The sequence below is a fragment of the Duganella levis genome (assembly GCF_009857605.1).
Classification (GTDB): Bacteria; Pseudomonadota; Gammaproteobacteria; order Burkholderiales; family Burkholderiaceae_D; genus Rugamonas; species Rugamonas levis.
The window spans coordinates 445,000-470,510 of the sequence record NZ_WWCT01000002.1; the positions used below are offsets into that span (position 1 = coordinate 445,000).

A 25,511-nucleotide genomic window follows, 5' to 3' on the forward strand; every position below is an offset into this window, starting at 1 on the left:
TTCTTTATCAAAACGGCTATTTTGCATGATAATGGATCGTGTGTATCGACACCGGGGAAAATTCTTATGCGTTTATCCTGTTTGATGTTGTTGGCCGTGCTGTGCGCCGGCGCGCATGCGCAAGGAACCAAGAAAGATCCGTATCTGGATGCGGCGGCCAGTGCGGCGCAGGTCAAGGCGCTGCAGGACCGCACCGATCCGGCCGTGAAGAAGGCGGTGGCCGATGCCATGGCGGCCGAGGTGCCGCCACCGCCGCTGCTGCAAAGCGTGCCCGATTTCAGCGTCGCCAAGTCGGACATCATGACCGCAGCCTTCATCGACGCCAAGGTGCCGGACTGCCTGCATTCGGAGGGCCTGAAGCGGCAGTCGACCTTTTTCCTGGGTGGGTATTTGGCGCTGCCGTTCATCCCCATCGCCGCGCTGCGGGGGAAATGCAACTAGCATGCTTTATACTTGCGCCTAATTTACTGATTTTAGGCCGATATGTCTTTTTCCACACTGGGCCTTGCTCCCTCCCTGCTCAACGCCATCACCGAGATTGGCTACCAGGAGCCGACTGCCATTCAAACCGCCGCCATCCCCGCCATTTTGCGCGGCGAGGATGTGCTGGGCGCTGCGCAAACCGGTTCCGGCAAGACGGCCGCCTTCGCGCTGCCGCTGCTGCAATCGCTGCTGGATAACCGCGATGGTCCGCGCCAGCTGCATGGCCTGGTGCTGGTGCCGACGCGCGAACTGGCGGTGCAGGTGGGTGAGTCGATCCGCAAGCTGGTGTCGCATCTGAGCATGCCGGTCAAAGTCGCCATCGTGTTCGGTGGCGTCTCGATCAACCCGCAGATGATGGCGCTGCGCGGCGGCGCCGACATCGTGGTCGCCACGCCTGGCCGCCTGCTGGACCTGATCGACCACAACGCGCTGAAGATCTCGCGCGTCTCCATGCTGGTGCTGGACGAGGCAGACCGCCTGCTGGACCTGGGCTTCAGCGAGGAATTGAACCGCATTCTGGAATTGCTGCCGAAGCAGCGCCAGAACCTGTTTTTTTCCGCGACTTTCCCGCCGGCGGTGCAGAAGCTGGCCGATGGCATCCTGCATCAGCCGTCGCGCATCGAAGTGCTGTCCGAGCCGTCCAGCAAGCCGGATATCGTGCAGCGCGCGATTGCGGTCGATGTGCCGCGCCGTACCATGCTGCTCAAGCATCTGATCGAGGAGCACAAGTGGCGTGGTGTGATGGTGTTCGTCGCCACCAAGTACGCAGCCGATCATGTGGCCGACAAATTGAATCGCAACGGCATCCACGCCGCTTCCTTCCACGGTGAATTGAGCCAGGGCGCGCGCACGCAGACGCTGACCGATTTCCGCTCTGGCTATTTGCAAGTGCTGGTGGCGACCGATGTGGCGGCGCGCGGCATCGACATCGCGCGCTTGCCGGCGGTGGTCAACTACGACCTGCCGCGTTCCGCCGTCGACTACACGCACCGCATCGGCCGCACCGGCCGCGCGGGTGAGAGCGGTGTGGCGATCAGCTTTGTGACGGCGGAATCGGAGCCGCATTTCCGCCTGATCGAGAAACGCCAGGAACAGCGCGTGCCACGCGAAACCATCGCCGGTTTCGAGCAGACGGAAACGGCGGCGCCGGTCAGCGCAGTCACCGACGTGGAAAACGGCGGCATCAAGGGTAAGCGCAAGAGCAAGAAGGACAAGCTGCGCGAAGCTGCCGCTGCCGCCGGCGAGGCAGGCGAATAATCAGCCTGCGCTGGCGCGGAACTGGCGGCGGTAGTCGGACGGCGAAGTAAGCAGTACGGCACGGAAGTGCTGGCGCAGCGATAGCGCCGAACCGAAGCCGGCTTCTTGCGCCACTAGCTCGATCGAGGCGTCGCTGCTTTCCAGGAGCCGCTGGGCGTGCGCCACGCGCTGGTTCAGCAGCCATTGCTTGAACGAGGTGCCGGTGGCGTCGCGGAAGTGGCGCGTGAAATTACGGCGACTCATGGCGGCGCGCGCAGCCAGCGCGTCGATGCTGTGGTTATCGGCCAGATGGCGGTTGACCCAGTCCAGCACCTGCGCAAAGCGGTCGTCACTGCCGCTCACCGGCACCGGACGTTCGATGAACTGCGCCTGTCCACCCTGACGGTGCGGCGCCACCACCAGTTGCCGCGCCACCTGATTAGCCGCATCGGCGCCGCACAATTGGCGCAGCAGATGCAGGCAGCAGTCCAGGCCCGCCGCCACGCCGGCGGAGGTCAGCACATCATCATCCACATACAGCACTTCGCGGTCGACAACGACGGCGGGATGGCGCTTGGCCAGCGCATCGGCATAGGCCCAGTGGGTGGTGGCCGTGCGTCCATCCAGCAAGCCTGCCTCCGCCAGCGGGAAGGCGCCCAGGCACAGGCCGACGATGCGGGCGCCGCGCTTGTGGGCGCGTTTCAGCGCTTCCAGCAGCGCGGCTGGCGCTGGCCGGTAGTCGTCATGCCAGGTCGGTAGGATGACGATATCGGCGCGGCTGAGCGTCTGTAGTCCATGCTGGACGCTGATATCGAAACCGCCGGTGGTGCGCAGCGGCGACGGATCGGGCGAGCAGATTCTGAGGTCGAACGCGGCGTCGCGAAACACCATGCCTGGCAAGGACAGGTGGAAGGGCGTGATGCCGTCAAAGGCGATGACGGCGATGCGGTGGCGTTTTGCAATGGACGCGTTCATGGCCCGATTATATCGTATGTTTGCCTTCGGGCCGCTGTCGGCGAGGTGCCGCAAGGCGCAAAATGGCCTCATTAACCAACAGGAGAATATGATGCGCCGAGCCTTGATCGTCATTGATGTGCAAAACGAATACTTCAGCGGGAAGATGAAGATTGAATATCCGCCGGTGGACGTGACGCTGCCGAATATCACGCGGGCGATGGATGCCGCCCGTGCCGCCGATATCCCGGTGGTGGTGGTGCAGCACGACGCGCCGGAACAGTCGCCGATTTTCGCCAAGGGATCGGCGGGCTGGCAGTTGCACGACGAAGTGGCGAAGCGCGCGGCCAGCCTCCATGTGAACAAGACCTATGCCAGCGTATTCACCGGCACCGGTCTGGCGGAGTGGCTGACGGCGCATGGCATCGATACGCTGACCATCGTCGGCTACATGACGCACAACTGCGATGCCGCCACCATATACGAGGCCGCGCACAAGGGATTGACGGTGGAGTTCCTGAGCGACGCCAGCGGTTCGCCGTCCTATGAGAACGCGGCCGGCAAAGCCAGCGCAGAGGAGATACACCGCATATTCAGCACGGTGTTCCATTCCGGTTTTGCCGCCGTGGGCAGCACCGATGCGTGGATCGCCGCATTAGGTGAGGGCAATGCGCTGGAGCGCGACAATATCTACCTGTCGGTCCAGCGTGCGCAGGGCGGGCAGGCTGCGGGCTAACCGCCCACGCGTTTGGGCTTGTGGCCGAGCTTAGTCAGTTCGACCATCACGCGTTCGCAATGGTCGCCCTGGATTTCGAGCACGCCGTCCTTGACGGTGCCGCCGGAACCGCAGGCGCTGCGCAGCTGCTTGCCCAATGCGGCCAGCGCGTCGGCGTCCAGCGGCAGGCCGCGCACCAGCGTGACGGTCTTGCCGCCGCGTCCCTTGGATTCGCGCGACACGCGCACATTGCCGTCGCCTGCCGGTTTGGCCTTGGCGGCGCTCTTGCAGTCGCAGTCGGTCAGCGGCTTGCGGCAGTCAGGGCACATGCGGCCCGTTTCGGTGGAGTAGACGAGCGCCATGGCTTAGTCTTTCAACAGTCGTGGCATGAAGATCTCGAAGAAGCGCTTCTGGTCCGAAGCCAGGCACACTTGCGCGTTCGGCTTGCCCGCCTGTTCGCGGGTGTAGCCGTCCTTGTCCACCACGATATGCAGCGGCGTTAGCTGGCAGACGGCGGGATCGAGCAGCCACGCCACCGGCACCACGTCAAACAGCGAGGGCATATTGCTGGACCAGGGCTGGTAGGCGTCGATCCACTGGTGGTAGAGCAGCGCCAGTTGATCCGTGACCGCCGAGCCGTGGCCCAGCAGGGCGTTGCGTTCCACTTCATCCAGGCGGATTTGCGTGGAGTCGACCGGCATCATCACGATCGGCACGCCGGCGGTGAACAGCTTTTGCGCGCCGGCGATGTCGGAGACGATGTTGTATTCCTTGTCGGCCGGGCGCGATGGCACGTATTGCGATTTACGATAGCCGCTGCGCACCGAGCCGCCCATCATCACCACTTGTTTGAGTTTGCCGAAGGTGGCGGCATCGCGCTCGATGGCGGCGCCGATGTTGGTCAGCGGGCCGAGGGCCAGCAGCGTGATCTGGCCGGGCTGGCGCTTGATCTGGTCCAGCATGAAACCGATGGCGTCCACCGGCGGCAGCGCTTTGCCGCGCTGGGCGTAGCGGGCTTGCGTGAAGGGCTGCGGGTTGTTGGTGGTGCGGACGCCTTGTGCGACCGGGATCTGGCTGTGGCCTGTTTCGCGCAGCATGCGCTCCAGCAGTTGCGCGCGCAATGCGGTGTCGCCCCAGGCGGTGGTGATGCCGACAATCTCGATCTCCGGGCTTTGCAGAAGCAGGCCGAGGGCAAAGGCGTCATCGATGTCGTCGCCGATGTCCATGTCGACGATGACTTTTTGTGGCGCGGCCTGCGCCAGCATCGCGCAAGACAGCGCGAATGCGGTGAACAGCCCGCGCAGCGGCCGGGCAAGGTTGTAAGCCATGTAAGTCCTCGATTCGTTGGAAGCGGGGATTTTACAGGAAGCGGGCGTTCCTCAGCGTGGCCGGCACAATGCGGCGGTGGGCCGGCGCCACGAACAGCATGTAGATGCGGCCCAGCGCATTCCGGGTGTGCACCACGGTGCTGACGGCCACCTTGTCGGTCAGCTTGCAGACCGAGACTTCCACCTTCAGGTGCTTGTCCGAGTCGCCCAAGATGACTTCCTGCTCGCTGAGGTAGACGATGGAGAAGATGCCGACACGGTCGCCTACGCGGTAGGCGCTGGCCGGCTTGGTGCTGTCGGTGTCGCCCAGCGCACCCAGGTTTTTCAGGCCCACCAGCTGCACGATGCGGTTACGCAGCGTCATCATGGCGTTGACCCAGCGTGGCGTGGCGGCCACCACTTTCAGGTAAAGCGCCAGCGCGGACTCGGAGGTCGGTGCGATGTCTGTCTGGTAGCAATCGTGGAAGTCCGCGCCGCGCAGGTGCTGGGCGATTTCGGTATGTTGCGGTATGGCCGTGGTGGCGATGGTGGCGGTAGTCATTTTGCGGTAATCAGGTCGATGCGGCGTTTGATGCGTTGGGCTTCGGCGCTGTCGCCGGCTTGTTCTGCGCGCATGGATTGTACGCCCAGCCAGGCCAGCAGCGGCCGGCGCCATCCTTGGGCGGAGGCGGTGTCCACAGCGCCTGCCAATACCGGCGGGCTGGCTTTGCCGGCGCGTAGCAGCACGCCGCTGGCGACCAGCTTCGAAAAGGGATCGGTGACGGCTTGCACGGCGCTGGCGGCGGCTGCGTCGTTGGCCGCTGCGGCCACCGGCTGGTGCTGTGCGGGCAGCAGGGCGGCGTCGCTGGCGGTGGCCCGGCCGGCCAGATAAGCGGCATAGGCGCGGTCGGCTGGGCTGGCGTCTTGCGCCAGTTTGTCGAAGCCGGCGCAATCCTCGAACACCAGCGCGGCCACGCGGGCGGCGCATTGCGTCAGTTCGGCGCGGATGATCAGATCGACCTTGCCGGTGCTGGACAAGGCGTCGCGGGCGCGCTTGTATTCGGCCGCTTCCACGCGGGTGTTGCCCTCCATATAGGCGGCGGTGGCGCGGTCGATGCCATTTTTGGCATTCATCTGCCAGTCCGGCACGGGCGGGTTGTTGCTGCAGCCGGCCAGCAGTAGTGTGGTGATGACAATGCGCTTCTTCATGGCAGCTTGATCTCCGTATCGCGCTTGAACGGCCATTTGCGGTTGATTTCATTGACCAGCTGCTCGACGCGCCGCAAGCTGCTTTCCACTTCGCCGCGCAACGTGCCCAGATCGGCCGTGGCTTCCTTGGTGTTGGACGCCACCGCCTGCGCCTCCACCAGCACCGCGTCCATTTTCTTCAGCGAGTTGCGCGCATCGGCCAGCAGGCCGTTGAGCTGGACGATGGTGGCCTGTGCATCCGTCAGCACGCCTTGTTGGCCGAAGACGCGTTCGTCGGCGTGGCCGATCAGGCTATCGGCCTTCAGCGTCAGCGCGTTCACGGTGGTGAGCAGCTTGTTGGCGCGTTCGGTCAACTGCTGCGCGTTCTTGTCGTCGCCGGCGATCAGGCCCATGGCGCCATGCGGACCATTCAGCTTGCCGGTGACGCCGGCCACGTTGGCCAGGCTGGCGGCCAGCGCGGAATTTTCCGCTGTCAGATCGTTCAGGTTTTGCAGCAGGTCTTTAGCCGCCGACAGCAGGCGCGGAATTTCGGCCGCCGCATCGCCCACCAGCAGCGAGCGGGTGGCGCCGTCTTCCAGCGGGGGATCGGTCGGAATGCCGCTGAAGGCGCGCAGCTTGGCGCCGCCGACAATCGCCCGTTCCAGCGTGAAGATGCTGGAGCTGCGCAGCCAGTGGGCGTCGTCGCGCGGCACGTCGACCACCAGTCGTGCCTTGCCTTCCTTGCTCAGTTCAATGCGCCGCACGCGGCCGATGGGGAAGCCGGCGAAGGTGACGTCCATGCCGACGCTGACGCCTTCCGAGTCCTCGGCTTGCAGGATCAGCGTCTGCGTCGATTCGAATGCGCCGCGTGCGTACAGCAGGTACAGGGCGGAACCGAGCACCAGCACCGCCATCAGCACCAGCAGCAGGGCGGCCTTGAATTCAGCATTGCGCACAGGGGCGGCTTGATTGATTGGTTCTGTCATAGTTTTAGTAGTAGTTACCCATGAGCGACGCGACTTCGATCAGCAGGATCACGGCAAACAGCCGCACCATGTCCGACAGGCCGTGCGTGACCTTGTTGCGGTAGCTGGCGCCGAAGTAGAACGAGGACGCCATCGGTATCAGGCCGACGGCAAAGCTGAAGAAGACGATCTTCAGCACCAGGATCAGCGTCACGGCGGGATTGAAGACCTGCCCGACCACGCGCGTGTAGCCGGTCAGCGCCCACGGCGTAAAGCCGTACAGCGACAGGTAAGCCAGGATCAGTGTCAGCACGCAGCTGACCGCCGCCAGCATCCACACGGCGAAGATGCCGGCCGCCACGCGCGGGAAGAAGTCGTTGTGCAGCTCCTGCTCCGTTACCTGGCGGTCGGCGCTGCGGCCTTGCGAGAATTCCAGCCCGGCGGGCAGGGTGGTGCGCAGCGCAACAAAGGCGGCGGCGGTCAGCGGGATCAGTTCCAGCACCAGCACGCGCACCACCATTTCCAGCGCAAAGCGCGACAGGCCGTAGCTCAGCGAGGTGACCACCACGATGCGGATCAACACCAGGCTGACCAGCGCCGACAGCACGCCGTACCAGGCCAGGTTGGGGGCGGTGTCGGCCACCAGATGGCCGGCCAGCACCGGACGCCTGTCGCGGCCATAGCTGGACGGCGTCAGCGCGACGGAGAACATCAGCACCGCAAAGTGTAGCAGCCGCCACCAGCTATGCAGCCACGCGACCGTGCCGTGCTGCAGCCGTTGCAGGAGGTTGGGAAGGGATGCTTGCATACTCATGTTGGCATCTTAGCACCGCAGGGCGTGAAACTGGTGTACGTTACTTTTCCGGGAAGGTGTCGATGATGGCGTCGGCCACGGCGCGCACGCGGGCGCTGCGGCTTAAATCGCTGTGGGTTACCAGCCAGACGTCGTACTGGTCGACCCGCTCCGGCCATAGCCTCACCAGGCGCGGATCGCCGTCGGCCATGTGGCAGGGCAGCTCGGTCACGCCCATGCCCAGCCGCGCCGCCTCCAGCAGCGCCAGGCCGCTGTTGACTTCCATCGCCACGCGGGCGTTGTGCACCGGCTCCATGCAGATCTTTTCCTGATGGCGCGGCGCCACCGAGGCCTGGTAGATGACGATGTCATGCCCGGCCAGGCCGTTGCCCGGCACCGGCATGCCGCGCTCCTTCAAATAATCCGACGTGGCGTACAGGCCCATGCTGCGCCGGGTCAGGTGGCGCGAGATCAGGTCCGGGCTGGTGGGCTTGAGCGTGCGCACCGCCAGGTCGGCCTCGCGCCGCGTCAGGCTGGTGATTTCGGTGCTGGTACTGAGCACAATGCGGATTTCGGGATGCATCACGTGCAGCCGCTGCATGGCGGCGATGACGAAATGGGCGGCCATGGTGTCCGAGGTGGTCACGCGCACGCTGCCGGACAGGCGATTGTCGATGCCTTGCATCTCGCGCTGGAATTGCAGCGCCGCCTGTTCCATCTTTTCGGCGGCGGTAACGGCCAGTTCGCCGGCCGGCGTGGCCAGGTAGCCGGACGGGGTGCGCAGGAACAGCCGCGCGCCGAGCGATTTTTCCAGCGCGTTGAGGCGGCGGCCGACGGTGGCCTGGTCGATGTCCAGTAGCGCAGCGGCGGCGCGCAGCGTGCCTTTGCGGTAGATGGCGAGGAAAATGCGGGCGTTGTCCCAGTCCATGGTGTTCTCCATGATGCATTTTTGCATCAGAGTGCTGATGTTATGCGTATTTACTGCATCACGCAAGCGGCCTACCATGCGAGCATGAATACTTCCATTTCCACTGCGGCGCCAGCCCGCCAGGTACCTCCTTTATTGATGCTGATGACGCTGGCCATCGGCTTTGTGATGGCGATGATCGATGTCACCGCCGTCAACACGGCGTTGTCCGATATTTCCGTCAGTCTGGCGGTGCCGCTGACCGGCCTGGTGTGGGTGGTGGACGGCTACACGCTGACCTTTGCCGCGCTGCTGATGGCGGGTGGCGCGCTGGCTGACCGCTTCGGCCCCAAGACCGTGTATCAGGGCGGATTGAGTGTGTTCATCCTCGGTTCGGTGCTGTGCGCGGTGTCCCCCAGCGGCCATGCGCTGATTGCGGCGCGCCTGTTGCAGGGCGTGGGTGCGGCGCTGTTCATGCCCAGCTCTTTGAGTTTGCTGACGCACGCCTATGAGGATCAGGCCACGCGGGCGCGCATGCTGGGGACGTGGTCGGCGATTGTCGGCTGTTCGTCGGCGGCGGGGCCGTTGGTGGGTGGGCTGCTGGTGCACGAATTTGGCTGGCGCAGCGTGTTCTGGGTGAACGTGCCGATTGGCGTGGTGGGGATTGTGCTGACCCAGATGCTGGCGCCGGCCACGGCGCGCCATGCGCGCGATCTGTCGATGCTGAGTCATGTGTTGGGCGTGGTGACGCTGGCGGCCTTGAGTTTTGTGCTGATCGAGGGCCCGGCGCTGGGCTGGACTTCGTCGGCGGTGTTGATGGCGGCGGTGGTTGCGCTGGCGGCGGCCGCGTTGCTGGTGCGGCGCGAGCGGGCCGGCGCGCATCCCTTGCTGCCCAAGGCCTTGTTTGAGACGCCGGCGTTTGCGGCGGCCAATGGCGTGGGCTTCCTGATTAATTTTGCGGTGTTCGGGCAGCTGTTCTTGCTGAGTTTATTCATTCAGCAGGGCGGGGCGGATGCGCTGCAAACGGGTGTGAAACTGATTCCGATGATGGCGGCTTTCGCGATTGGTAACCTGACTTCGGGCCGGATTACGGCGCGTGTGGGCACGCGGCCGCCGATGATGTATGGCTTGCTGGTTGGCCTGGGCATGGCGCTGGTGATGCTGTTTGGCTTGCGTCCGGAGTCGCCGTACTGGCAGCTGGTGACGGCGGCGGTGCTGATGAATGTGGCGATCGGGATTGCGATACCGGGCATGACGGCGACGGTGATGCTGGTGGCGGGCAAGTTGCATGCCAATAGTGCAGCAGCGGCGCTGAATGCCAATCGCCAGATCGGCGCGCTGGTTGGCGTGGCGATGATGGGGACGGTGATGCATATGGCGCCGGCGTGGGGAATGCGGCTGCCGCTGGCGTTCACGCTGATCGCAGCGGCATACGCAGGCGCGTTATGCCTGGTGTACCGCTACGTTAAACCCGCACGGCCACGCGGGGTCTGACCCCGTACGGGGTCAGACCCCTAAGTTGTGATGCGAGCGTCGAAGCAAAAGCGAGCGGGTTAGATGCCGTTCTTGGTGCGCCACTCGATCATTTCGGCGATGGTCAGGATTGGCATCTGATGCAGCTCGGCGAAGCGTTCGATGTCAGCGCCGCGCATCATGGTGCCGTCTGGGTTCATCAATTCGCACAGCACCGCCGACGGGTTCAGGCCCGCCATCGTGGCCAGGTCCACCGAGCCTTCGGTATGCCCTTTGCGCGACAGCACCCCACCCGGCGTCGCCCGCAGCGGGAACACATGGCCCGGATGCACCAGGTCCGACGGCTTGGCGTTGGCCGCCGTCGCCGCGCGGATGGTGGTGACGCGGTCCGCCGCTGATACGCCGGTGGTCACGCCTTCGCGCGCCTCGATCGACACGGTGAACGGTGTGCCGTAACGGCTGCCGTTATTCGCCGCCATCATCGGCAGCTCCAGTTCGCGCACGCGGTCGGCATTGAGGCACAGGCAAACAATGCCGCTGCATTCGCGGATCATCATGGCCATGGTCTGCACGGTCATCTTTTCAGCCGCGACGATCAGGTCCGCTTCGTTTTCGCGGTCGAAATCGTCCAGCAGGATGACCGGCACGCCGGCGCGCATGGCTTCCAGCGCCGCGCGAATGCGGCCTTCCAGATCGTCGGATACCAGGGAATAAGGGGATACTGCGGTGTGGTCCAGCATGGTGATACGCTCCTTGTAAGAATCAGGAACGCGACAGGGCAAGCGAATACGCGCAGCCAGCCGCGCCACAAGTGGGCAGCAGGATGCGTCAAGCGCACATCTTCTTTCATCCGGACTCTAACCGTCGGCCCTGGAATTACACCAGATCTGCGCATTTCTGCGCTCGCGGGCTTGGTTGTGAACCTTACCGCCGGTGGGGAATTACACCCCGCCCCGAAGACGTTGTTATTACCCGCCAAGTGGCGGGCAACAGGATTTTAGCCTAAACCGGGGAATTCGGTGTAAGGTAGCCGTTCCCTTAGATTTTGTGCATTCGGAATGAAGCTGATTACCCTGCGTATCCTGTCCGGCGCTGCAATCCTGGCGTGTTCTTTCCTGGCGCAAGCCGACGACCTGCCGGCGCCGAAGCTGAGCGACCCGATTCCAGTGGGTCCGCAGGTCAAGGTTGGCAAATTGGCCAATGGCCTCACCTACTACATCCAGCAGAACGGCCGCCCGGAGAAAAAGCTGGAGCTGCGGCTGGTGGTCAAGGCGGGTTCGATCCTGGAGGACGAGGATCAGCAAGGCCTGGCGCACTTCACCGAACACATGGCGTTCAACGGCTCCACGCACTTCAAGCGCAATGAGCTGGTGTCCTACCTGCAGTCGATTGGCGTGAAGTTCGGCGCAGATCTCAACGCCTACACCAGCTTCGACGAAACCGTCTACATCCTGCCGATACCGACCGATAAACAGGAAATCGTCGACAAGGGCTTCCAGGTGCTGGAAGACTGGGCGCATGGCCTGTCCTTCAACGACGCCGATATCGACAGCGAACGTGGCATCGTGCTGGAAGAGCTGCGCCTCGGTAAAGGCGTGGATGACCGCATGAACAAGGTGGTGCTGCCCAAGGTGCTGAATGGCTCGCGCTACGCGCAGCGCATGCCGATTGGTAAAGAAGACATCATCAAGGGCTTCAAGTACGACGCCATCAAGCGCTTTTACCGCGACTGGTATCGGCCGGACCTGATGGCGGTGGTGGTGGTCGGCGACATTGAACCGGCTGCGGCGCAGCGCCTGATCGAGCAGCATTTCGCGCACCTGAAAAATCCTGCCCATCCGCGCCCGCGCGCTTACGCCACCATCCCGGAACGCCAGGATTCGGAAGGCATTGTCTTCACCGACAAGGAAGTCAGCGCCAACACGGTGTACATCCGTTACCCGATCCAGATCCTGCCGGAAGAGCGCACCTTCGGCGATTATCGCCAGAAGCTGGTCGAGAACCTGTACAGTTTTATCCTCAGCCAGCGCATGTTTGAATTGACGCAGCAAGCCAATCCGCCGTTCCTGCAAGGCGGCAGCGGCATGAACAAGATCGTGCGCGGCTACCGTTCATATGGCGCCGGCGCGGTGCTGGGCAAGGGCGGCGTTACGCCGGCCATCAATGCGCTGGTGCAGGAAGACCAGCGCGCGCGCCAGTACGGCTTTAGCGCATCGGAAGTGGAGCGCGCCAAGAAGGGTATGCTGCGCAACTACGAACGCATGTACAACGAGCGCGAAAAATCCGATTCGGGCGGCTATGCGGCGGAGTACATCCGCAACTTCCTGGAAGATGAATCGATTCCCGGCATCGCCGCCGAATACCGCTACGTCAACCAGCTGCTGCCGAGTATTTCGGTGGACGAGGTCAACGCCTCCGTGCGCGCCGCCATTCCGGACAACCAGAGCAAGCTGGTGATCTACAGCGGCATCGACAAGCCGGGCATCGTGCAGCCGAAGGCCGATGACCTGGTCAACACCGCCAGCGCGGCCGAGAAGATCGCCGTCAAGCCGATGGAAGACAAGGTCTATGCGACCCAGCTGATGCCCAATCCGCCGAAGGCCGGCAGCATTGTCAGCGAAAAATTTGACGCCAAAATCGGCACCACGGAGCTCACGCTCAGCAACGGCGTGAAGGTGGTGCTGAAGCCGACCGACTTCAATAACGATCAGGTGATCCTGGGCGGCTTGCGCTACGGCGGCTGGTCGCTGCTGCCGGACAGCGATGTCTTCGCCGCGCAGTATGCCAGCAGCATCGTCGGCCAGATGGGCGTGTTGAATTACACGCCGAATGACCTGGTCAAGGTATTGGCCGGGAAGAGTGTCAGCTCGACCGCCAATGTCAGTTCGCTCAATGAATCGGTGGGCGGCGTGTCCGGCAGTTCGGACGTGGAAGCCATGCTGCAACTGGTCTACTTGCAGATGACGCAGCCGCGCAAGGATGCCGCCATCTATACTGCCTATGTCGATCGCCAGCGCGAACTGGCGCAGAATAATCTGGCGCGGCCGGAGTCGGTGTTCTACGATACCGTGACGGCGACGCTGTACAACAATAGCCCGCGCGTGCTGCGCGCCGCGCGCCCGGCGGACTTTGACCAGCTGGGACTGGACCGCGTGCTGGATATTTACAACAGCCGCCTGTCGAGCGCGCGCGATTTCACCTTCTTCATCGTCGGCAGCTTCGATGTGCAGAAGATCAAGCCGCTGATCGCCAACTACATCGCCAGCCTGCCGGTGGGCGAGATTCCGGTGGCCTTCAAGGACGAAGGCGTGCGGCCGATCAAGGGCGTGGTGAAGAAGGAAGTGCACGCCGGCTCGGAGCCGAAGAGCACCATTTCGCTGTCCTTCACCGGCGACGTCGAATACTCACGCGCCGCGCGCATGCGCTTGCAGGCGCTGGTCGAGGTGATGAACATCAAGCTGATTGAAACGCTGCGCGAGAAGATGGGCGCGATGTACAGCGGCGGCATGAGCGGCAGCATGAGCCGCATCCCCTACGGTAATTACACCATCAACGCCAATTTGCCGTGCGCGCCGGAGAACGTGGACAAGGTGCTGGCCGCTACCTTTGCCGAGATCGAGAAGCTCAAGCAGGACGGCATCGACGAGGCGGACCTGAACAAGGTGAAGGCGTCGTGGATCAAGGGTTACCGCAAGGGCTTGCGTGAAAATGGCTATTGGATGGCGTCCCTGCAGAATGCCTTCTTCAATAATAACAATCCAGAGGATATACTTGCTTATGAGTCGCGCGTAAACGCGTTGACGACGGCGGACCTGAAAGAGGCCGCACAGCGCTACTTCGATACCAACAACTATCTGCAAGTGGTGCTGTACCCTGAGAAGTAAGGAGCAATCATGGCAAAGAAAAAAGAAGAGCTGGACCCGGAAACCCTGGAACTGATTAACTGGTGCATTGAAGTGGAGGGCTTCCTGGTGAAGGGCGGCGCCACGGTGCAAGAGGCGCAGGACCATATCGAAGAACAGGTGGAGTGGTTCACCGACCAGTTCTACGATGGGCTGACGCCGGAGGAAGCGGCCAAGGAAGCACTGGCTTAATCCGGAAAAGCGTCGTGACAGACGACGCTGAGTTTATTCCCCTCGGGGTCGCGGAAGTAGGCGCCATAGTAGTTGGCGTGGTACTGCGGCCGCAGGCCCGGCGCGCCTTCGCAGGCGCCGCCGTGCGCCCGCGCTGCGGCGTAGGCGCGGTCCACCATCTCGCGTGAGGTTGCCATCAGGGCGATCATCTGGCCGTTGCCGCAGCCGGCCGGCTGGCCGTCGTATGGCGCGCCGATCACGAACAGCGGCCTTGGCGCTTCCGCCGGTTGCCACGCGGCCCACGGCCGGATGGTGTCCACAAAGCGCTGACGGGCGCCGATCACTTCCATTACCGCGCTGTAGAACGCCAGCGCCGGCTCAAAGTTGTTAATCCCCACATAAACGTGCGACAGCATTTGCATCCTCCGGCGAGTGAGTATATCGTCAACATTTGGAGATATAGTGTACGCGGAGAAGAACAACTATGGGCAAAAACACCATGGAACTCACGCCGGGGCTGGCGCCATTACGCCACATTGCCGACCTGCCGGGGCCGAAGGCGCGGCCGCTGCTGGGCAATGTGCGCGAGATCCGCGCGCAGCCGTTCCACCAGGTGCTGGAGGGCTGGGGCCGCGAGTACGGCCCGCTGTACCGTTTCCGCGTCATGTGCAAGCAGATGCTGGCGACCGCCGACCGCGAGATGATCGTGGCGCTGCTGCGCGACCGGCCGGACATGATGCGCCGCTCCAGCCGCACGGCGGAGATGCTCAACGAGATCGGCACGCGCGGCCTGTTCACCGCCGAGGGAGAGGACTGGCGCCGCCAGCGCAAGCTGGTGATGCGGGCGCTGACGCCGGAAGTAATCCATAACTTTTTCCCGATGCTGGCGGCGATGACCGACCGCCTGCGGCTGCGCTGGGAAAGCGCGCTTGCCGCCGGCCAGCCGGTCGACCTGTTGCGCGACCTGAAGGCGTACACGCTGGACGTGACCATCGGCCTGGCGATGGGGCAGGACATCAACACGCTGGAACTGGAGGCGCATCCGCTCCAGCGCGACATTGAATTTCTGTTCAAGCTGGTGGCGCGGCGCCTGACCACGCCGTTTGCCTATTGGCGCGTGCCGGTGCTGAAGCGCGCGCAGGACCATGAAGCGATTGCCGCCTCGGCGCGCATCCAGCAGGCCATCTTCGGCTTTATCGCCGACGCGCGCAAGCGGCTGGCGGAAAATCCGGCGCGGCGGCTCAAGCCCGGCAATCTGCTGGAGGCGCTGATCGTGGCGCGCGACGAGCCGGATTCCGGCTTCACCGACGAGGCCGTAGTGGGCAACGCCATCACCATGGTGTTTGCCGGCGAGGACACGACGTCGAACACGGCGGCGTGGCTGATCGACTTCCTGGCCGATCATCCGGCCGCCGCCGCGACCATGGCGCAGGAGGCGCAGCAGGTGCTGGGGGAACGGGCGGTGCTGGCGGATTATCATCTGCTGGACCAACTGAAGTATATCGACGCCGCCACGCGCGAAGCGATGCGCCTCAAGCCGGTGGCGCCGTTCATGGCGGCCGAGCCGAATCAGGATGTGGTGCTGGGCGATCTGGTGGTGCCGGCAGGGACGGTGATCTTCCTGCTGCTGCGCCATGCGTCGGAACGCGAGTGCGAGTTGCCGGAGCCGGAGCGCTTTTTGCCCGAGCGCTGGCTTGACGGCGCGGCCGCGCACGGCGATGATCCCGGCCGCAAGCTGCTGCCGTTTGGCGGCGGGCCGCGTTTCTGTCCGGGGCGTTATCTGGCCATGGCGGAGATTAAAATGGTGATGTCGATGCTGGTGCGGCATTTCGCGCTGGAGCGGGTGGAAGGTGCGCCCGCCGCGCGCGAGTGCTTCACCTTCACCATGACGCCGGACTCGCTGCCGGTCAGGCTCGCGCGTAAAACATGATAGGCTCGTGTCACAATAAAAAGGAAAACAACCATGTTCAAGAAAATCATTATCGGCATATCGGTACTGGTGCTGGTGTTGCTGGCCTGGGCCGCGATCCAGCCGTCGACGTACAGCGTGCAACGCTCGATCGTCATCAAGGCGCCGCCTGAAAAAATCCAGCCGCTGATCAGCGACTTTCACAACTGGCCGCAGTGGTCGCCGTGGGAGGGGCTGGACCCGGCCATGAAGCGCACCTTCAGCGGCGCATCGAAGGATCTCGGCGCGGTGTACGCCTGGGAGGGGAACAAGGATGTCGGCTCCGGCCGCATGGAGGTGGTCAGCCTGACGCCGACCAAGGTGGGCATCAAGCTGGATTTCCTGACGCCGGTGAATTCAAGCTCGATCACGGATTTCGTGCTGGAGCCGCATGGCGATACCACCACGGTGCGCTGGACCATGTCCGGCAATAGCGATTTCATGGCCAAGATGATGAATGTGTTTATCAGCATGGACAGCATGATCGGGCCGGCGTTCGACAGCGGCCTGGCGAAAATGAAAACGGCGGCGGAAAAATAAGGAGGCGCGTGATGCGGACGGCGTGGACGATACTGGCGATGATGGTGGCGCTTGTGGCCACAACGGCAGCGATGCCGGCGGCTGCCGCGCCGCTGCGGCACGACCATCCGCTCATCGGCATCTGGCGGATCATGCTGCCCGATAGTACGTGCAGCGAGACTTACCGCATGCGCGCCGACGGCAGCACGCTGGTGTTCAGCAACGAGGAGGTGGCCGAATCCAGCTTTACCATCTCTGACCAGCCGGACAAGAATGGCTTCTACAAGCAGGTGGACACCATCACCAAGGATAATGGCAAGCCCGATTGCAGCGGCGATATCACCAAGCCGGGACGCGCCGTGACCAGCTACCTGCAATTCAACCAGAGCGGCACGCTGTTCGTGATGTGCGTGGAGCCTAATCTCCAGCGCTGCATCGGTCCCTTTATCCGCGTGCGCGGACTGCGCATCTAGCCGCTGCGCCAGGCGCCGGGATTGATGCCGGCCCATTCCTTGAAGGCGTGGTTGAACGCACTCTGTTCCTGGTAGCCGAGCAGGAAGGCGATATCGACCAGGTTCAGCTCCTGCCGTTTCAGATACTCCTTGGCCAGCGCAAAGCGGGCCTGGTCCAGCACCTGCTGGAAGGTGGCGCCGGCGTCGCTCAATTTGCGTTGCAGCGTGCGCGGCGAGAGTTTCAATACCTCGGCGATGGTGGCCAGCCGTACCTGGCCGCCCGACAGGCTGGCGACGATGGCGTCATGCACCTGCTGGGTGATGGCCGGCGCGTTGTTGGCGCGCTGTTGCAGCAGATGTTCCGCGTGCTGTTGCAGCACCGGGTACAGGCTGACGTCCGCATTCGGCACCGGCCATGACAGCATCATGGCGTTGATGCTGGCGACATTGGCCTCGGCGTTAAACAGCGGCATATCGCCCAGCACCTTCACATATTCTTCACGCAGCTCGGGCGGGCCGCCGTCGTGCGTCAGCGTCAGCTGGTTGGCAGGCAGCGTGATCCCGGCCAGCCAGTTGCTGAACACGCGGATGCCGGCGAATACGCTGTCGGCCAGGTGGCGGTGCGCGCTGCCATAGTTGCTATGCCAGGTGTAGTGGGCGATGTCGTCGTCGATGGTGATGGCCGAGCGTCCCAGGTCATGCGCCAGTTGCTCGTAGCGCATGGTCTGCTCGAACACCTGGCCGAAATCGCGGCAGCTCAGGAGTATCAGGCCGTACACGGTGTAGGTGCCGAGCTTGACGCATTGGCCGACATGCAGGCCGAAGTGCGGATCGTTGGCCAGTTCGGCGCCGATGTCGAGCAGGAGAACGTAGTCGTCGGCCGGCAGCGATTCCGGCAGTGGCTCCAGCGCGCCCGGCGGCAGGCCGGCCGCCTGTTCCAGCGCTTGCGCCGTCACGCCGCGCAGGGCGGCAGCTTCCAGCAGCGGCTGCAGATACGAGCCGGCGACGCGTTTGGCATGATCGAACAAGGGGGATGTCATGAATGCGCAATACCGGCGGGCGGCATTGTTTTAATCTCAAGTGGTGAATAATCGGTGCGTTCGCAGTATAGCAAGCGCGCCGCCAGGGAGATAGAAAAACAATGAGACGCTGGAATGGTTGGGGCGATGAGTCGATTGAGTTTGCGCTGCATGCGGATGCGCTGGCGTTTCTGGCGCAGCGCATTGGCGCCGGCCGGCCGGTAACGGATGCCGGCCTGGCGCAGGCGCGCGCCCAGATCGGCGCGTCGCGTTTGCCCGAGCATGCGCTGATCGATACTTCGCCCGAGGTACGGTTGCGGAATGCGCTGGGCCAGAGTTTGCCAGACTGGCTGCGGCTGCGCTATGGCGTGATCGGCCGGGCGCCGGATGGCGTGGCGTATCCGCAAAGCGCGCAAGATGTGCGCGAACTGCTGGCCTATGCAACGCAGCATGGCGTGGCGCTGATCCCGCAAGGCGGCGGCACCAGCGTGGCCGGGCATTTGACGGCGCCGTCCGGCATGCCGTCGGTGGCGGTGAACATGACGCGCATGCGGCAGTTGCTGTATCTGGATACCGAATCGCAGTTGGCGACGTTTGGCGCCGGTGTGTTCGGACCGGATCTGGAGGCGCAGTTGCGGGCGCGCGGTTATACGCTGGGCCATTTCCCGCAGTCGTTTGAGTATTCGACGCTGGGTGGCTGGATCGTTACGCGTTCGTCGGGGCAGCAGTCCTTGAAGTATGGACGCATTGAGCAGATGTTCCGTGGCGGCTCGATGGAGACGCCGTCGGGCACGCTGCATCTGCCGACCTTTCCGGCATCGGCGGCGGGGCCGGATCTGCGCGAGATGGTGCTGGGTTCCGAAGGGCGGATGGGCATCCTGACGGAGGCCACGGTGCGCGTGACACCGGCGCCGGAGTATGAGGCGTTTCATGCGGTGTTCTTCCCGAACTGGCATGCGGCGGAAACGGCCGTGCGGCAGGTAGTGCAGGCGGGGTTGTCGCTGTCGATGCTGCGTTTGTCGAATCCGCTGGAGACGACCACCATGCTGGCGCTGGCGGGCCACAAGAAAATGATCGCGCTGCTGGAAGGGTATCTGTCGCTGCGCGGCTGCAAGGGCGGGAAGTGCATGCTGATGATTGGCGTGAGCGGCCGCAAGTCGCTGGCGCGGGCGGCGTTGCGCGAGGCGCTGGTATTAACCTTGCCGCATGGCGGCGTGCATGTAGGCCGCACCATGGGTGAAAAGTGGAAGCAGAACCGCTTCCGCAATGTCTATCTGCGCAATACGGCCTGGCAGCATGGTTATGCCATCGATACGGTGGAGACGGCGGTCGATTGGCCGCGCGTGGAGATCATGATGCGGGCGGTGGAGGCGGCTGGCGCTGCGGCGTTGGGGCAGTATGGGGAGCAGGTGCACGCTTACACCCATTTGTCGCATCTGTATGCTCAGGGAGCGAGTGTTTATACGACCTTTGTGTACCGGCTGGCGGGCGACTACGAGGCCGATCTGGCGCGCTGGAAGTCGTTGAAGAAAGCGGCGTCCATGGCGATTGTGGACAATGGCGGCACGATCAGCCATCAGCATGGCGTGGGCAGCGATCACGCGCCGTATCTGGCGGCGGAGAAGGGCTGGCTAGGAATGTCGACGCTGCGCGCGGTGTTTGCGCATGTGGACCCGCAGCAGATCATGAATCCTGGGAAGCTGGCGCCATGAGCCGCGCGGACTTTGCACGCGAGTGGGATCTGGTGGTGATTGGCGGCGGCATCACCGGTGCCGGGATATTGCTGGAGGCGGCGCGGCGGGGTTTACGGGTGCTGCTGGTGGAGCAGCGCGATTTTGCGTGGGGGACGTCGAGCAGGTCTTCAAAGTTGGTGCATGGTGGCTTGCGCTATCTGAAGGAGGGGCAGTTTGGCCTGACGCGCGAGTCGGTGCATGAGCGTGAGCATTTGCTGCGGCAGGCGGCGGGGCTGGTGGAGCCGCAGAGTTTTGCGTTTGGCGATTATGTGGGGCGCAAGCCGGGCAAGCGGGCGTTTCTGGCGGGACTGGCGATTTATGATCGCATGGCCGGGCAGCGCTCGCGGCATTATTACGGCCGCGCAGAGTTCGCGGCGCTGGCGCCGAATGTGGCCACCGACGGTCTCCAGGGCGGAATGGTCTACATGGACGCCAAGACGGACGATGCGCGGCTGGTGCTGCGCGTGCTGCAAGAGGCGCGCCGGTATGGCGGCGTGGCGGTGAACTACGTGGCCGCCGAGGCGCTGCTGCGCGGGGATGCGGCCGACGCTGCCACCGGAGAGGCCGGCGATGTGTGCGGCGTGCGGCTACGGGATGGTCTGAGCGGCGCGCAGCACGAGGTTCGCGCGCGGCTCGTCATCAATGCTACTGGTGCATGGGCCGACCAGCTGCGCGCGTCGCAGTCGACCGCGACAAGTTTGCGGCCTTTGCGCGGCAGCCATCTGGTGTTGCCGGCGTGGCGGCTGCCGCTGGCTCAGGCTATCAGTTTGATGCATCCGGCCGATGGCCGTCCGGTCTTCGCCTATCCGTGGGAGGGCATAACGCTGGTTGGCACGACGGACGTCGATCACCATGACAACCTGTCGCGGGAAGCAGCCATTACGCGAGCTGAATGCGATTACCTGCTGGCCGCCTTGCACGCCCAATTCCCGCAACTGCACCTGACCGACGACGACATCATCGCCACCTACGCCGGCGTGCGTCCAGTGATCGATAGCGGCAAGGCCGATCCATCCAAAGAAACGCGCGACCACGCGTTATGGCTGGAACACGGCCTGCTGACCGTCACCGGCGGCAAACTGACCACCTTCCGCGTCATCGCACTGGACGCGCTTAAGCTGGCCGCCACACGTCTGCCGGAGCTGCGCGACAAGCTGACGCCGCAGCCAGTATTCGCCGCCACGCCGCCGTTGCGCTATCTGCCAGACCTGCCCGCAGGACAAGCACAACGCCTGCAAGGCCGCTATGGCGCCGACGCCCAAGCGCTGATCGATGCCGCGCAGCCGAATGAACTGTCATGCATCGCCGGCACAGAAACCATCTGGGCCCAACTGCGCTGGGCCGCGCGCCACGAAGACGTCTGCAAGCTGGAAGACCTGCTGCTGCGCCGCAGCCGCATCGGCATCCAGTTGCGCGGCGGTGGCGTCGACATCCTGCCGCGCATCCGCAGCATCTGCCAGCCTGAACTCGGGTGGAGCGACCAGCGCTGGAACGATGAGCAAGCAGCCTACCTGGCGCTATGGAGCACGCATTACAGCGTGCCCAAAACATAAAATATAAAGAGACATCATGGCAGACCAATACCTGCTCTCCATCGACAACGGCACGCAAAGCGTGCGCACGCTGCTGTTCGACTTGAACGGCAATCTCGCAGCCAAAGCGCAGATCCATCTGCAAGCCTATTTCTCCGACCATCCCGGCTGGGCCGAGCATGACGCCGATGGTTATTGGGACGCCGTCGCCGCCGCATGCCAGCAGCTGTGGCGCAGCACCGATATCCCGCGCAGCGCTATCAAAGGCGTGGCAGTCACCACGCAGCGCGGCACGGTGGTCAATCTGGACCGCGACGGCAAAGTGCTGCGGCCTGCGATTACCTGGCTGGACCAGCGCCGCGTCGGCAAACAGAAGCCATTAAGCCTGTGGTGGCGTACCGCCTTCAAACTGGCGCGCGTGGACAGCACCATCGAATACTTCCGCCGCGAAGCGGAGATCAACTGGATCGCCGAACACCAGCCGGAGATCTGGGCCAAGACGCATAAATACGTGCTGCTGTCTGGATTCCTCAACTATCGCCTGTGCGGGCGGCATGTGGACTCGATCGGATCGCAGGTTGCGTATCTGCCGTTCGACTACAAGCGCCACAAATGGGCCGGCGCGCATGACTGGAAATGGGAAGCCTTGCGCGTTCGGAAGGACATGCTGTCCGAGCTGGTGGCACCGGGCACGGTGATCGGCGCCATCACCGCCAGTGCCGCTGCGGCGACCGGCATCCCGGAAGGCACACCGCTGGTGGCCGCCGCCGCCGACAAAGCCTGCGAAGTGATTGGCGCCGGCAGCCTGGAACCGCACATCGCCTGCCTGAGCTACGGCACCACGGCCACCATTAACACCACCAGCCGCAAATACGTCGAAGTCACGCCCTTTATTCCGCCGTATCCTGCTGCGGTGCCGGGTGCTTACAGCACCGAGGTGCAGATCTTCCGTGGCTATTGGATGGTCAACTGGTTCAAGGAGCAGTTTGGCCATCTGGAGCAGATTGCTGGTGCGGAGCAGGGGCTAGCGCCGGAAGCCATGTTCGACCTCCTCGTCAACGAAGTGCCGCCGGGTTCAATGGGGCTGATGCTGCAACCATACTGGAGTCCGGGCATCCGTATTCCCGGCCCTGAAGCCAAGGGCGCCATGATCGGCTTCGGCGATGTACACACCCGCGCCCATATGTACCGCGCCATTCTCGAAGGCCTGGCGTATGCGCTGCGTGAAGGGAAGGAGCGCATCGAAAAACGTAGCGGCGTCGCCGTGACGGAGCTGCGCATCGCCGGCGGTGGATCGCAAAGCGACGCGGCCATGCAGCTGACGGCCGATATTTTTGGCCTGCCTGCCGCCCGTGCGCACGTCTACGAAACCTCCGGCCTGGGCGCCGCAATCGCCATCGCCGCCGGCCTCGGTCTGCACAAGGACTTCGACACCGCCACCCGCGCCATGACGCGCCCCGGCCGCATCTTCCATCCGATCGCCGCCAACCAGCAAATCTACGACCAGCTATACCGGCGCGTCTACCTCCGCATGTACAAGCAACTCCAGCCGATGTACCAGCAAATCGCCGACATCACCGGCTATCCAGAGCAGTTATAGGCTGCCGCGCAGTTCGAGGGCGATGGTGCGGGGCGCGGTGATGCTGGCGTAGGGAAGGCCGAAGGCTTTGGTCTGGCCATCCAGGTTGTAGACGTAGCGCTTGTCGAACAGGTTGTTGACCAGCAGGCCGATGCCGAATTTGCCGTCAGCCGTGTCCCAGCCAACACGCAGGTCGGCCTTGCTGACAGAGGTGCCGGTGCGGAAGGCCGGGGCATTCAGGCATTGCAGCGCGCGGGTGTCGTCGTTGCAGCGGTTCTTGCCGTGGTAGCTCCCTTGTAGCGTGGCGCTCATGCGGCCATTCAGCGCTTCCCAGTTGGCGTTGACGCCGGCCATGCCGCTGAACACTGGCGTGCCGACCGGCTGGCCGGACAGGTTGAGCGTGGCGCCGCTGGTGTCGGTGGTTTCAAAGCGCTGGTAGGTCTGGTCGATGAATTCCACGCCGGCGAATAGCGTGATGCGCGGTGTTATGCGAATGCGGCCATCAAGATCCAGCCCTTTCGCTTCCTGGTCGCTGTTGATGATGTTGTAGGTGGGGATGGCGCTGCTGCCACCCAGTTTGACGTCCTGCAGATTCTTGAAACGGTAGGCGAACAGGGAGCCATTCAGTGTGGCGCGCAGCGACGGTGCATACAGTTTGAAGCCCAGTTCCAGATTGGTCATCTTCTCCGGATTGAAGCTCGGGTCGCGCTCACGCAGATTGGATGACGTGGGATTCGGCGGCGTGAAGACGTTGAAACCGCCGGCCTGGTAGCCGCGCGACAGCGATGCAAACAACAGCAGGTCTTCCGTCAATTTATGATCCAGTACCAGGCGCGGGCTCCAGTCGTTCCAGCTGTGGGTGGCGTTGACCGGCGTGGCGGCCAGCGGTCCGGCGGCGGCGAAGATGACGTTGGCCGGCAGCGCGGAAGCGTCGATGCCTGCGGCGGGGCCGTAGGTGTTGAGCAGGGTGTCGAGCGAGGCGGACTGCCGGCCCGGCACATACCACTGCATCTCCTTACGGTCGCGGCTCCAGCGCAGGCCTGTGGTCAGGCGCGTGCCGGGCGCCAGGCGCCAGATCAAATCTCCATAAATTGACGCGGCGCGCGTGTGCAGCCGGGCGTAGTTGTTCTCTTCCCAGCCGAATACCGAGTTGCCATTCACGCCGGGCACGCCGGCTTCGCCAAGGCCCGAAAACAACGTGGCCAAATCGGCGCTGCCGCCTTGCATCAGGCTGATGCTGTCCAGCGTCTGGGTGTTGACGATGGCGGAGCTGCGCTGGCGTTCGCGGTTGTCGTAGAAGCTCACGCCCGCGACCCAGTCCAGTTTATCGGTGGCGCCGGATAGCTTGAATTCCTGCTGCCAGTTGTAGGCTTTCTTCTGGTCCTGGGTGGCCAGCATGAAATCGGTGCGCGCGGTACCGTCGTTGTCGGTCAGGTTGAGCGAGGAAAAAGTGCGGTAGGCGGTGGTGGAACGCAGCGTGACGCCACCCAGCGGCACTTCGGCGCGCAGCGTTACGCCGTCGAAGTTGCGGGTCTCGCGGCCGTCGGTGTCGTTCTCCAATGGCGTCTTGCGCGGATCGCTGAAGTTGGCGACGTAGGCGGCATCGTACACGCCGGTGTAGCCGGCCATCGGCAGCGCGCTGCCTTTAACTACGCCGAATGCCGGCCAGCCGTGCTGACGCAACTGCTCATGTTCCCACGACAGCAACAGCGTGGCGTCGCCGGCCTTCTGTTTGACCGACAGGCGCGTAGCCCATGAGTTGTCGCCGGCAGTACGGGTGCCGGTGGTGGCGTTGCGCACCCACCCGTTGCTGGTGTCGCGCACGAACACCAGCCGCGCAGCGGTGGTCGCGCCCAGCGGCACATTGAGCATCGCGTCCAGATTGGCGCGGCCGTAATCGCCCACCTTGATATGGCCGGACGCGTCGAAGTCCGCCTCGGGTTCATTGGTCACCACCGAGATGGCGCCGGCGGCGCTGTTACGGCCGAACAGCGTGCCTTGCGGCCCCTTGAGCACTTCCACGCGCTGGATGTCGATGAAGTTCATCAGCGCGCCGCCGGTCTTGCCGGTATAGACCCCGTCCACATAAATACCGACCGGCGTGTCGGTGCCGATGCCGAAGTCGCCCGCCTGAACGCCGCGGATGCCGAAGATCGGCTGCGTGGCCTGGGTGGCGTCCACTTGCAGGCCGGGGAGATAGCCGGTCAGGTCGCCGAGGTTGCGCGCACCGAGGTTCTGGATGTCGCGCGCGGTGACCACTTCCATCGAAATCGGCACCTCCTGCGCCGACTGTGCGCGCGACTGCGCGGTGACGATCACTTTCTGCATCTCGTCGTCCGCCTGTGCGGCGTGGTGAAGCATGGTACCGGCAAAGGCAAGGGCGATGCTGCGCGCAAGGATGCGCATAGGACGGGGTGGCGGCTTCATTGCAGATGGCTTCACGGTCTCTCCTCGGTTGTTTGGTTTTTTTTCAATGTAGACGCGTGCTTTGCCATGCCGGGGGCCGGATCGGACAGACAAGGACGCCCACACGGCCAAACGGCCAAGGTGTTGCGTGGCCGCTTCGGCTCCCCGTCTGTCCTTTTTGCCCCCGTGCCGCGCGGCCTTTGTTTGCACAATGAACCCGGGACTTTCA

Annotated in this window: 24 protein-coding genes and 1 riboswitch; of the genes, 12 read left to right on the forward strand and 12 right to left on the reverse strand. The window is 63.8% G+C overall.

Annotation, left to right across the window (positions count from 1 at the left end; all coding sequences use genetic code 11):
• Positions 1–66: 66 nt before the first annotated feature.
• The gene (locus GTP69_RS05000; protein ID WP_161053830.1) at positions 67–441 is read left to right on the forward strand and encodes a hypothetical protein; all 375 of its coding nucleotides are present in this window, start codon (positions 67–69) and stop codon (positions 439–441) included.
• Between the two features lie 42 nt (positions 442–483).
• Positions 484–1,740: a DEAD/DEAH box helicase gene (locus tag GTP69_RS05005; protein ID WP_161053831.1), complete on the forward strand. Its 1,257-nt coding sequence runs from the start codon at positions 484–486 to the stop codon at positions 1,738–1,740.
• On the opposite strand, the gene GTP69_RS05010 is transcribed toward GTP69_RS05005, so the two are convergent.
• Entirely contained in the window at positions 1,741–2,694 is a 954-nt protein-coding gene (locus GTP69_RS05010) for a GlxA family transcriptional regulator (protein WP_161053832.1), read from the reverse strand. It lies immediately after the preceding gene.
• Between the two features lie 88 nt (positions 2,695–2,782).
• Here GTP69_RS05010 and GTP69_RS05015 point away from each other — a divergent pair, with 88 nt between their 5' ends.
• Positions 2,783–3,409 carry a cysteine hydrolase family protein gene (locus tag GTP69_RS05015; protein WP_161053833.1) on the forward strand — a complete coding sequence of 209 codons (627 nt, stop codon included), beginning with the start codon at positions 2,783–2,785 and terminating at the stop codon, positions 3,407–3,409.
• Here GTP69_RS05015 and GTP69_RS05020 read toward each other — a convergent pair.
• Genes GTP69_RS05020 through GTP69_RS05050 form a run of 7 tightly spaced genes read right to left on the reverse strand, consistent with a single transcriptional unit; the run spans position 3,406 to position 8,569 of the window.
• Positions 3,406–3,750, reverse strand: coding sequence for a translation initiation factor Sui1 (locus tag GTP69_RS05020; RefSeq protein WP_161053834.1), 345 nt, complete (start codon positions 3,748–3,750; stop codon positions 3,406–3,408). The genes GTP69_RS05015 and GTP69_RS05020 overlap by 4 nt on opposite strands.
• Before the next feature lie 3 nt (positions 3,751–3,753).
• The gene (locus tag GTP69_RS05025; protein ID WP_161053835.1) at positions 3,754–4,716 is read right to left on the reverse strand and encodes a nucleoside hydrolase; all 963 of its coding nucleotides are present in this window, start codon (positions 4,714–4,716) and stop codon (positions 3,754–3,756) included.
• Between the two features lie 31 nt (positions 4,717–4,747).
• Complete coding sequence (locus GTP69_RS05030; protein WP_161053836.1) at positions 4,748–5,257, reverse strand: DUF2867 domain-containing protein; 510 nt, start codon at positions 5,255–5,257, stop codon at positions 4,748–4,750.
• Positions 5,254–5,904, reverse strand: coding sequence for a hypothetical protein (locus tag GTP69_RS05035; protein ID WP_161053837.1), 651 nt, complete (start codon positions 5,902–5,904; stop codon positions 5,254–5,256). Before GTP69_RS05035 ends, GTP69_RS05030 begins: the two co-directional genes overlap by 4 nt.
• Positions 5,901–6,869, reverse strand: coding sequence for an MlaD family protein (locus GTP69_RS05040; RefSeq protein WP_161051350.1), 969 nt, complete (start codon positions 6,867–6,869; stop codon positions 5,901–5,903). The genes GTP69_RS05035 and GTP69_RS05040 overlap by 4 nt, the downstream gene beginning before the upstream one ends.
• 4 nt (positions 6,870–6,873) lie before the next feature.
• Positions 6,874–7,662, reverse strand: coding sequence for an MlaE family ABC transporter permease (locus tag GTP69_RS05045; protein WP_202424294.1), 789 nt, complete (start codon positions 7,660–7,662; stop codon positions 6,874–6,876).
• A 40-nt stretch (positions 7,663–7,702) separates the two neighbouring features.
• Entirely contained in the window at positions 7,703–8,569 is an 867-nt protein-coding gene (locus GTP69_RS05050) for a LysR family transcriptional regulator (protein WP_161053882.1), read from the reverse strand.
• Positions 8,570–8,653: 84 nt separating this feature from the next.
• On the opposite strand from GTP69_RS05050, the gene GTP69_RS05055 reads away from it, so the two are divergent.
• Positions 8,654–10,042: an MFS transporter gene (locus GTP69_RS05055; protein WP_161053838.1), complete on the forward strand. Its 1,389-nt coding sequence runs from the start codon at positions 8,654–8,656 to the stop codon at positions 10,040–10,042.
• A gap of 59 nt (positions 10,043–10,101) precedes the next feature.
• Here GTP69_RS05055 and ribB read toward each other — a convergent pair whose 3' ends face one another.
• On the reverse strand, positions 10,102–10,761 hold the full coding sequence (gene ribB / locus GTP69_RS05060) for a 3,4-dihydroxy-2-butanone-4-phosphate synthase (RefSeq protein ID WP_161053839.1): 660 nt from the start codon (positions 10,759–10,761) through the stop codon (positions 10,102–10,104).
• Between the two features lie 94 nt (positions 10,762–10,855).
• Positions 10,856–10,986, reverse strand: a riboswitch (FMN riboswitch).
• 93 nt (positions 10,987–11,079) lie between these two features.
• Between ribB and GTP69_RS05065 the strand changes: the two genes are divergently transcribed.
• Both GTP69_RS05065 and GTP69_RS05070 read left to right on the forward strand, forming a co-directional pair.
• Positions 11,080–13,905: a M16 family metallopeptidase gene (locus GTP69_RS05065; RefSeq protein ID WP_161053840.1), complete on the forward strand. Its 2,826-nt coding sequence runs from the start codon at positions 11,080–11,082 to the stop codon at positions 13,903–13,905.
• Between the two features lie 9 nt (positions 13,906–13,914).
• A complete protein-coding gene (locus GTP69_RS05070) occupies positions 13,915–14,115 on the forward strand; it encodes a hypothetical protein (RefSeq protein ID WP_110848843.1) in 201 nt (66 codons plus the stop codon).
• On the opposite strand, the gene GTP69_RS05075 is transcribed toward GTP69_RS05070, so the two are convergent.
• Positions 14,112–14,510, reverse strand: a complete 399-nt coding sequence (locus tag GTP69_RS05075; protein ID WP_161053841.1) for a VOC family protein — start codon at positions 14,508–14,510, stop codon at positions 14,112–14,114. The two genes, GTP69_RS05070 and GTP69_RS05075, sit on opposite strands and share 4 nt — an antisense overlap.
• Positions 14,511–14,578: 68 nt before the next feature.
• Between GTP69_RS05075 and GTP69_RS05080 the strand changes: the two genes are divergently transcribed.
• Genes GTP69_RS05080 through GTP69_RS05090 form a run of 3 tightly spaced genes read left to right on the forward strand, consistent with a single transcriptional unit; the run spans position 14,579 to position 17,034 of the window.
• Positions 14,579–16,024 carry a cytochrome P450 gene (locus GTP69_RS05080; RefSeq protein ID WP_229260813.1) on the forward strand — a complete coding sequence of 482 codons (1,446 nt, stop codon included), beginning with the start codon at positions 14,579–14,581 and terminating at the stop codon, positions 16,022–16,024.
• 33 nt (positions 16,025–16,057) lie between these two features.
• Entirely contained in the window at positions 16,058–16,582 is a 525-nt protein-coding gene (locus GTP69_RS05085) for an SRPBCC family protein (RefSeq protein ID WP_161053842.1), read from the forward strand.
• 11 nt (positions 16,583–16,593) lie between these two features.
• Positions 16,594–17,034: a hypothetical protein gene (locus tag GTP69_RS05090; protein ID WP_229260814.1), complete on the forward strand. Its 441-nt coding sequence runs from the start codon at positions 16,594–16,596 to the stop codon at positions 17,032–17,034.
• Here the strand turns inward: GTP69_RS05090 and GTP69_RS05095 are convergent.
• Positions 17,031–18,053 carry a helix-turn-helix domain-containing protein gene (locus GTP69_RS05095; protein ID WP_161053843.1) on the reverse strand — a complete coding sequence of 341 codons (1,023 nt, stop codon included), beginning with the start codon at positions 18,051–18,053 and terminating at the stop codon, positions 17,031–17,033. The genes GTP69_RS05090 and GTP69_RS05095 overlap by 4 nt on opposite strands.
• Positions 18,054–18,154: 101 nt before the next feature.
• Here GTP69_RS05095 and GTP69_RS05100 point away from each other — a divergent pair, with 101 nt between their 5' ends.
• Genes GTP69_RS05100 through GTP69_RS05110 form a run of 3 tightly spaced genes read left to right on the forward strand, consistent with a single transcriptional unit; the run spans position 18,155 to position 22,897 of the window.
• On the forward strand, positions 18,155–19,744 hold the full coding sequence (locus GTP69_RS05100) for an FAD-binding oxidoreductase (RefSeq protein ID WP_161053844.1): 1,590 nt from the start codon (positions 18,155–18,157) through the stop codon (positions 19,742–19,744).
• A complete protein-coding gene (locus tag GTP69_RS05105) occupies positions 19,741–21,318 on the forward strand; it encodes a glycerol-3-phosphate dehydrogenase/oxidase (RefSeq protein WP_161053845.1) in 1,578 nt (525 codons plus the stop codon). Before GTP69_RS05100 ends, GTP69_RS05105 begins: the two co-directional genes overlap by 4 nt.
• 16 nt (positions 21,319–21,334) lie before the next feature.
• Entirely contained in the window at positions 21,335–22,897 is a 1,563-nt protein-coding gene (locus GTP69_RS05110; protein WP_161053846.1) for an FGGY-family carbohydrate kinase, read from the forward strand.
• On the opposite strand, the gene GTP69_RS05115 is transcribed toward GTP69_RS05110, so the two are convergent.
• Positions 22,892–25,318: a TonB-dependent receptor gene (locus tag GTP69_RS05115; RefSeq protein ID WP_371867805.1), complete on the reverse strand. Its 2,427-nt coding sequence runs from the start codon at positions 25,316–25,318 to the stop codon at positions 22,892–22,894. The genes GTP69_RS05110 and GTP69_RS05115 overlap by 6 nt on opposite strands.
• Positions 25,319–25,511 lie beyond the last annotated feature (193 nt).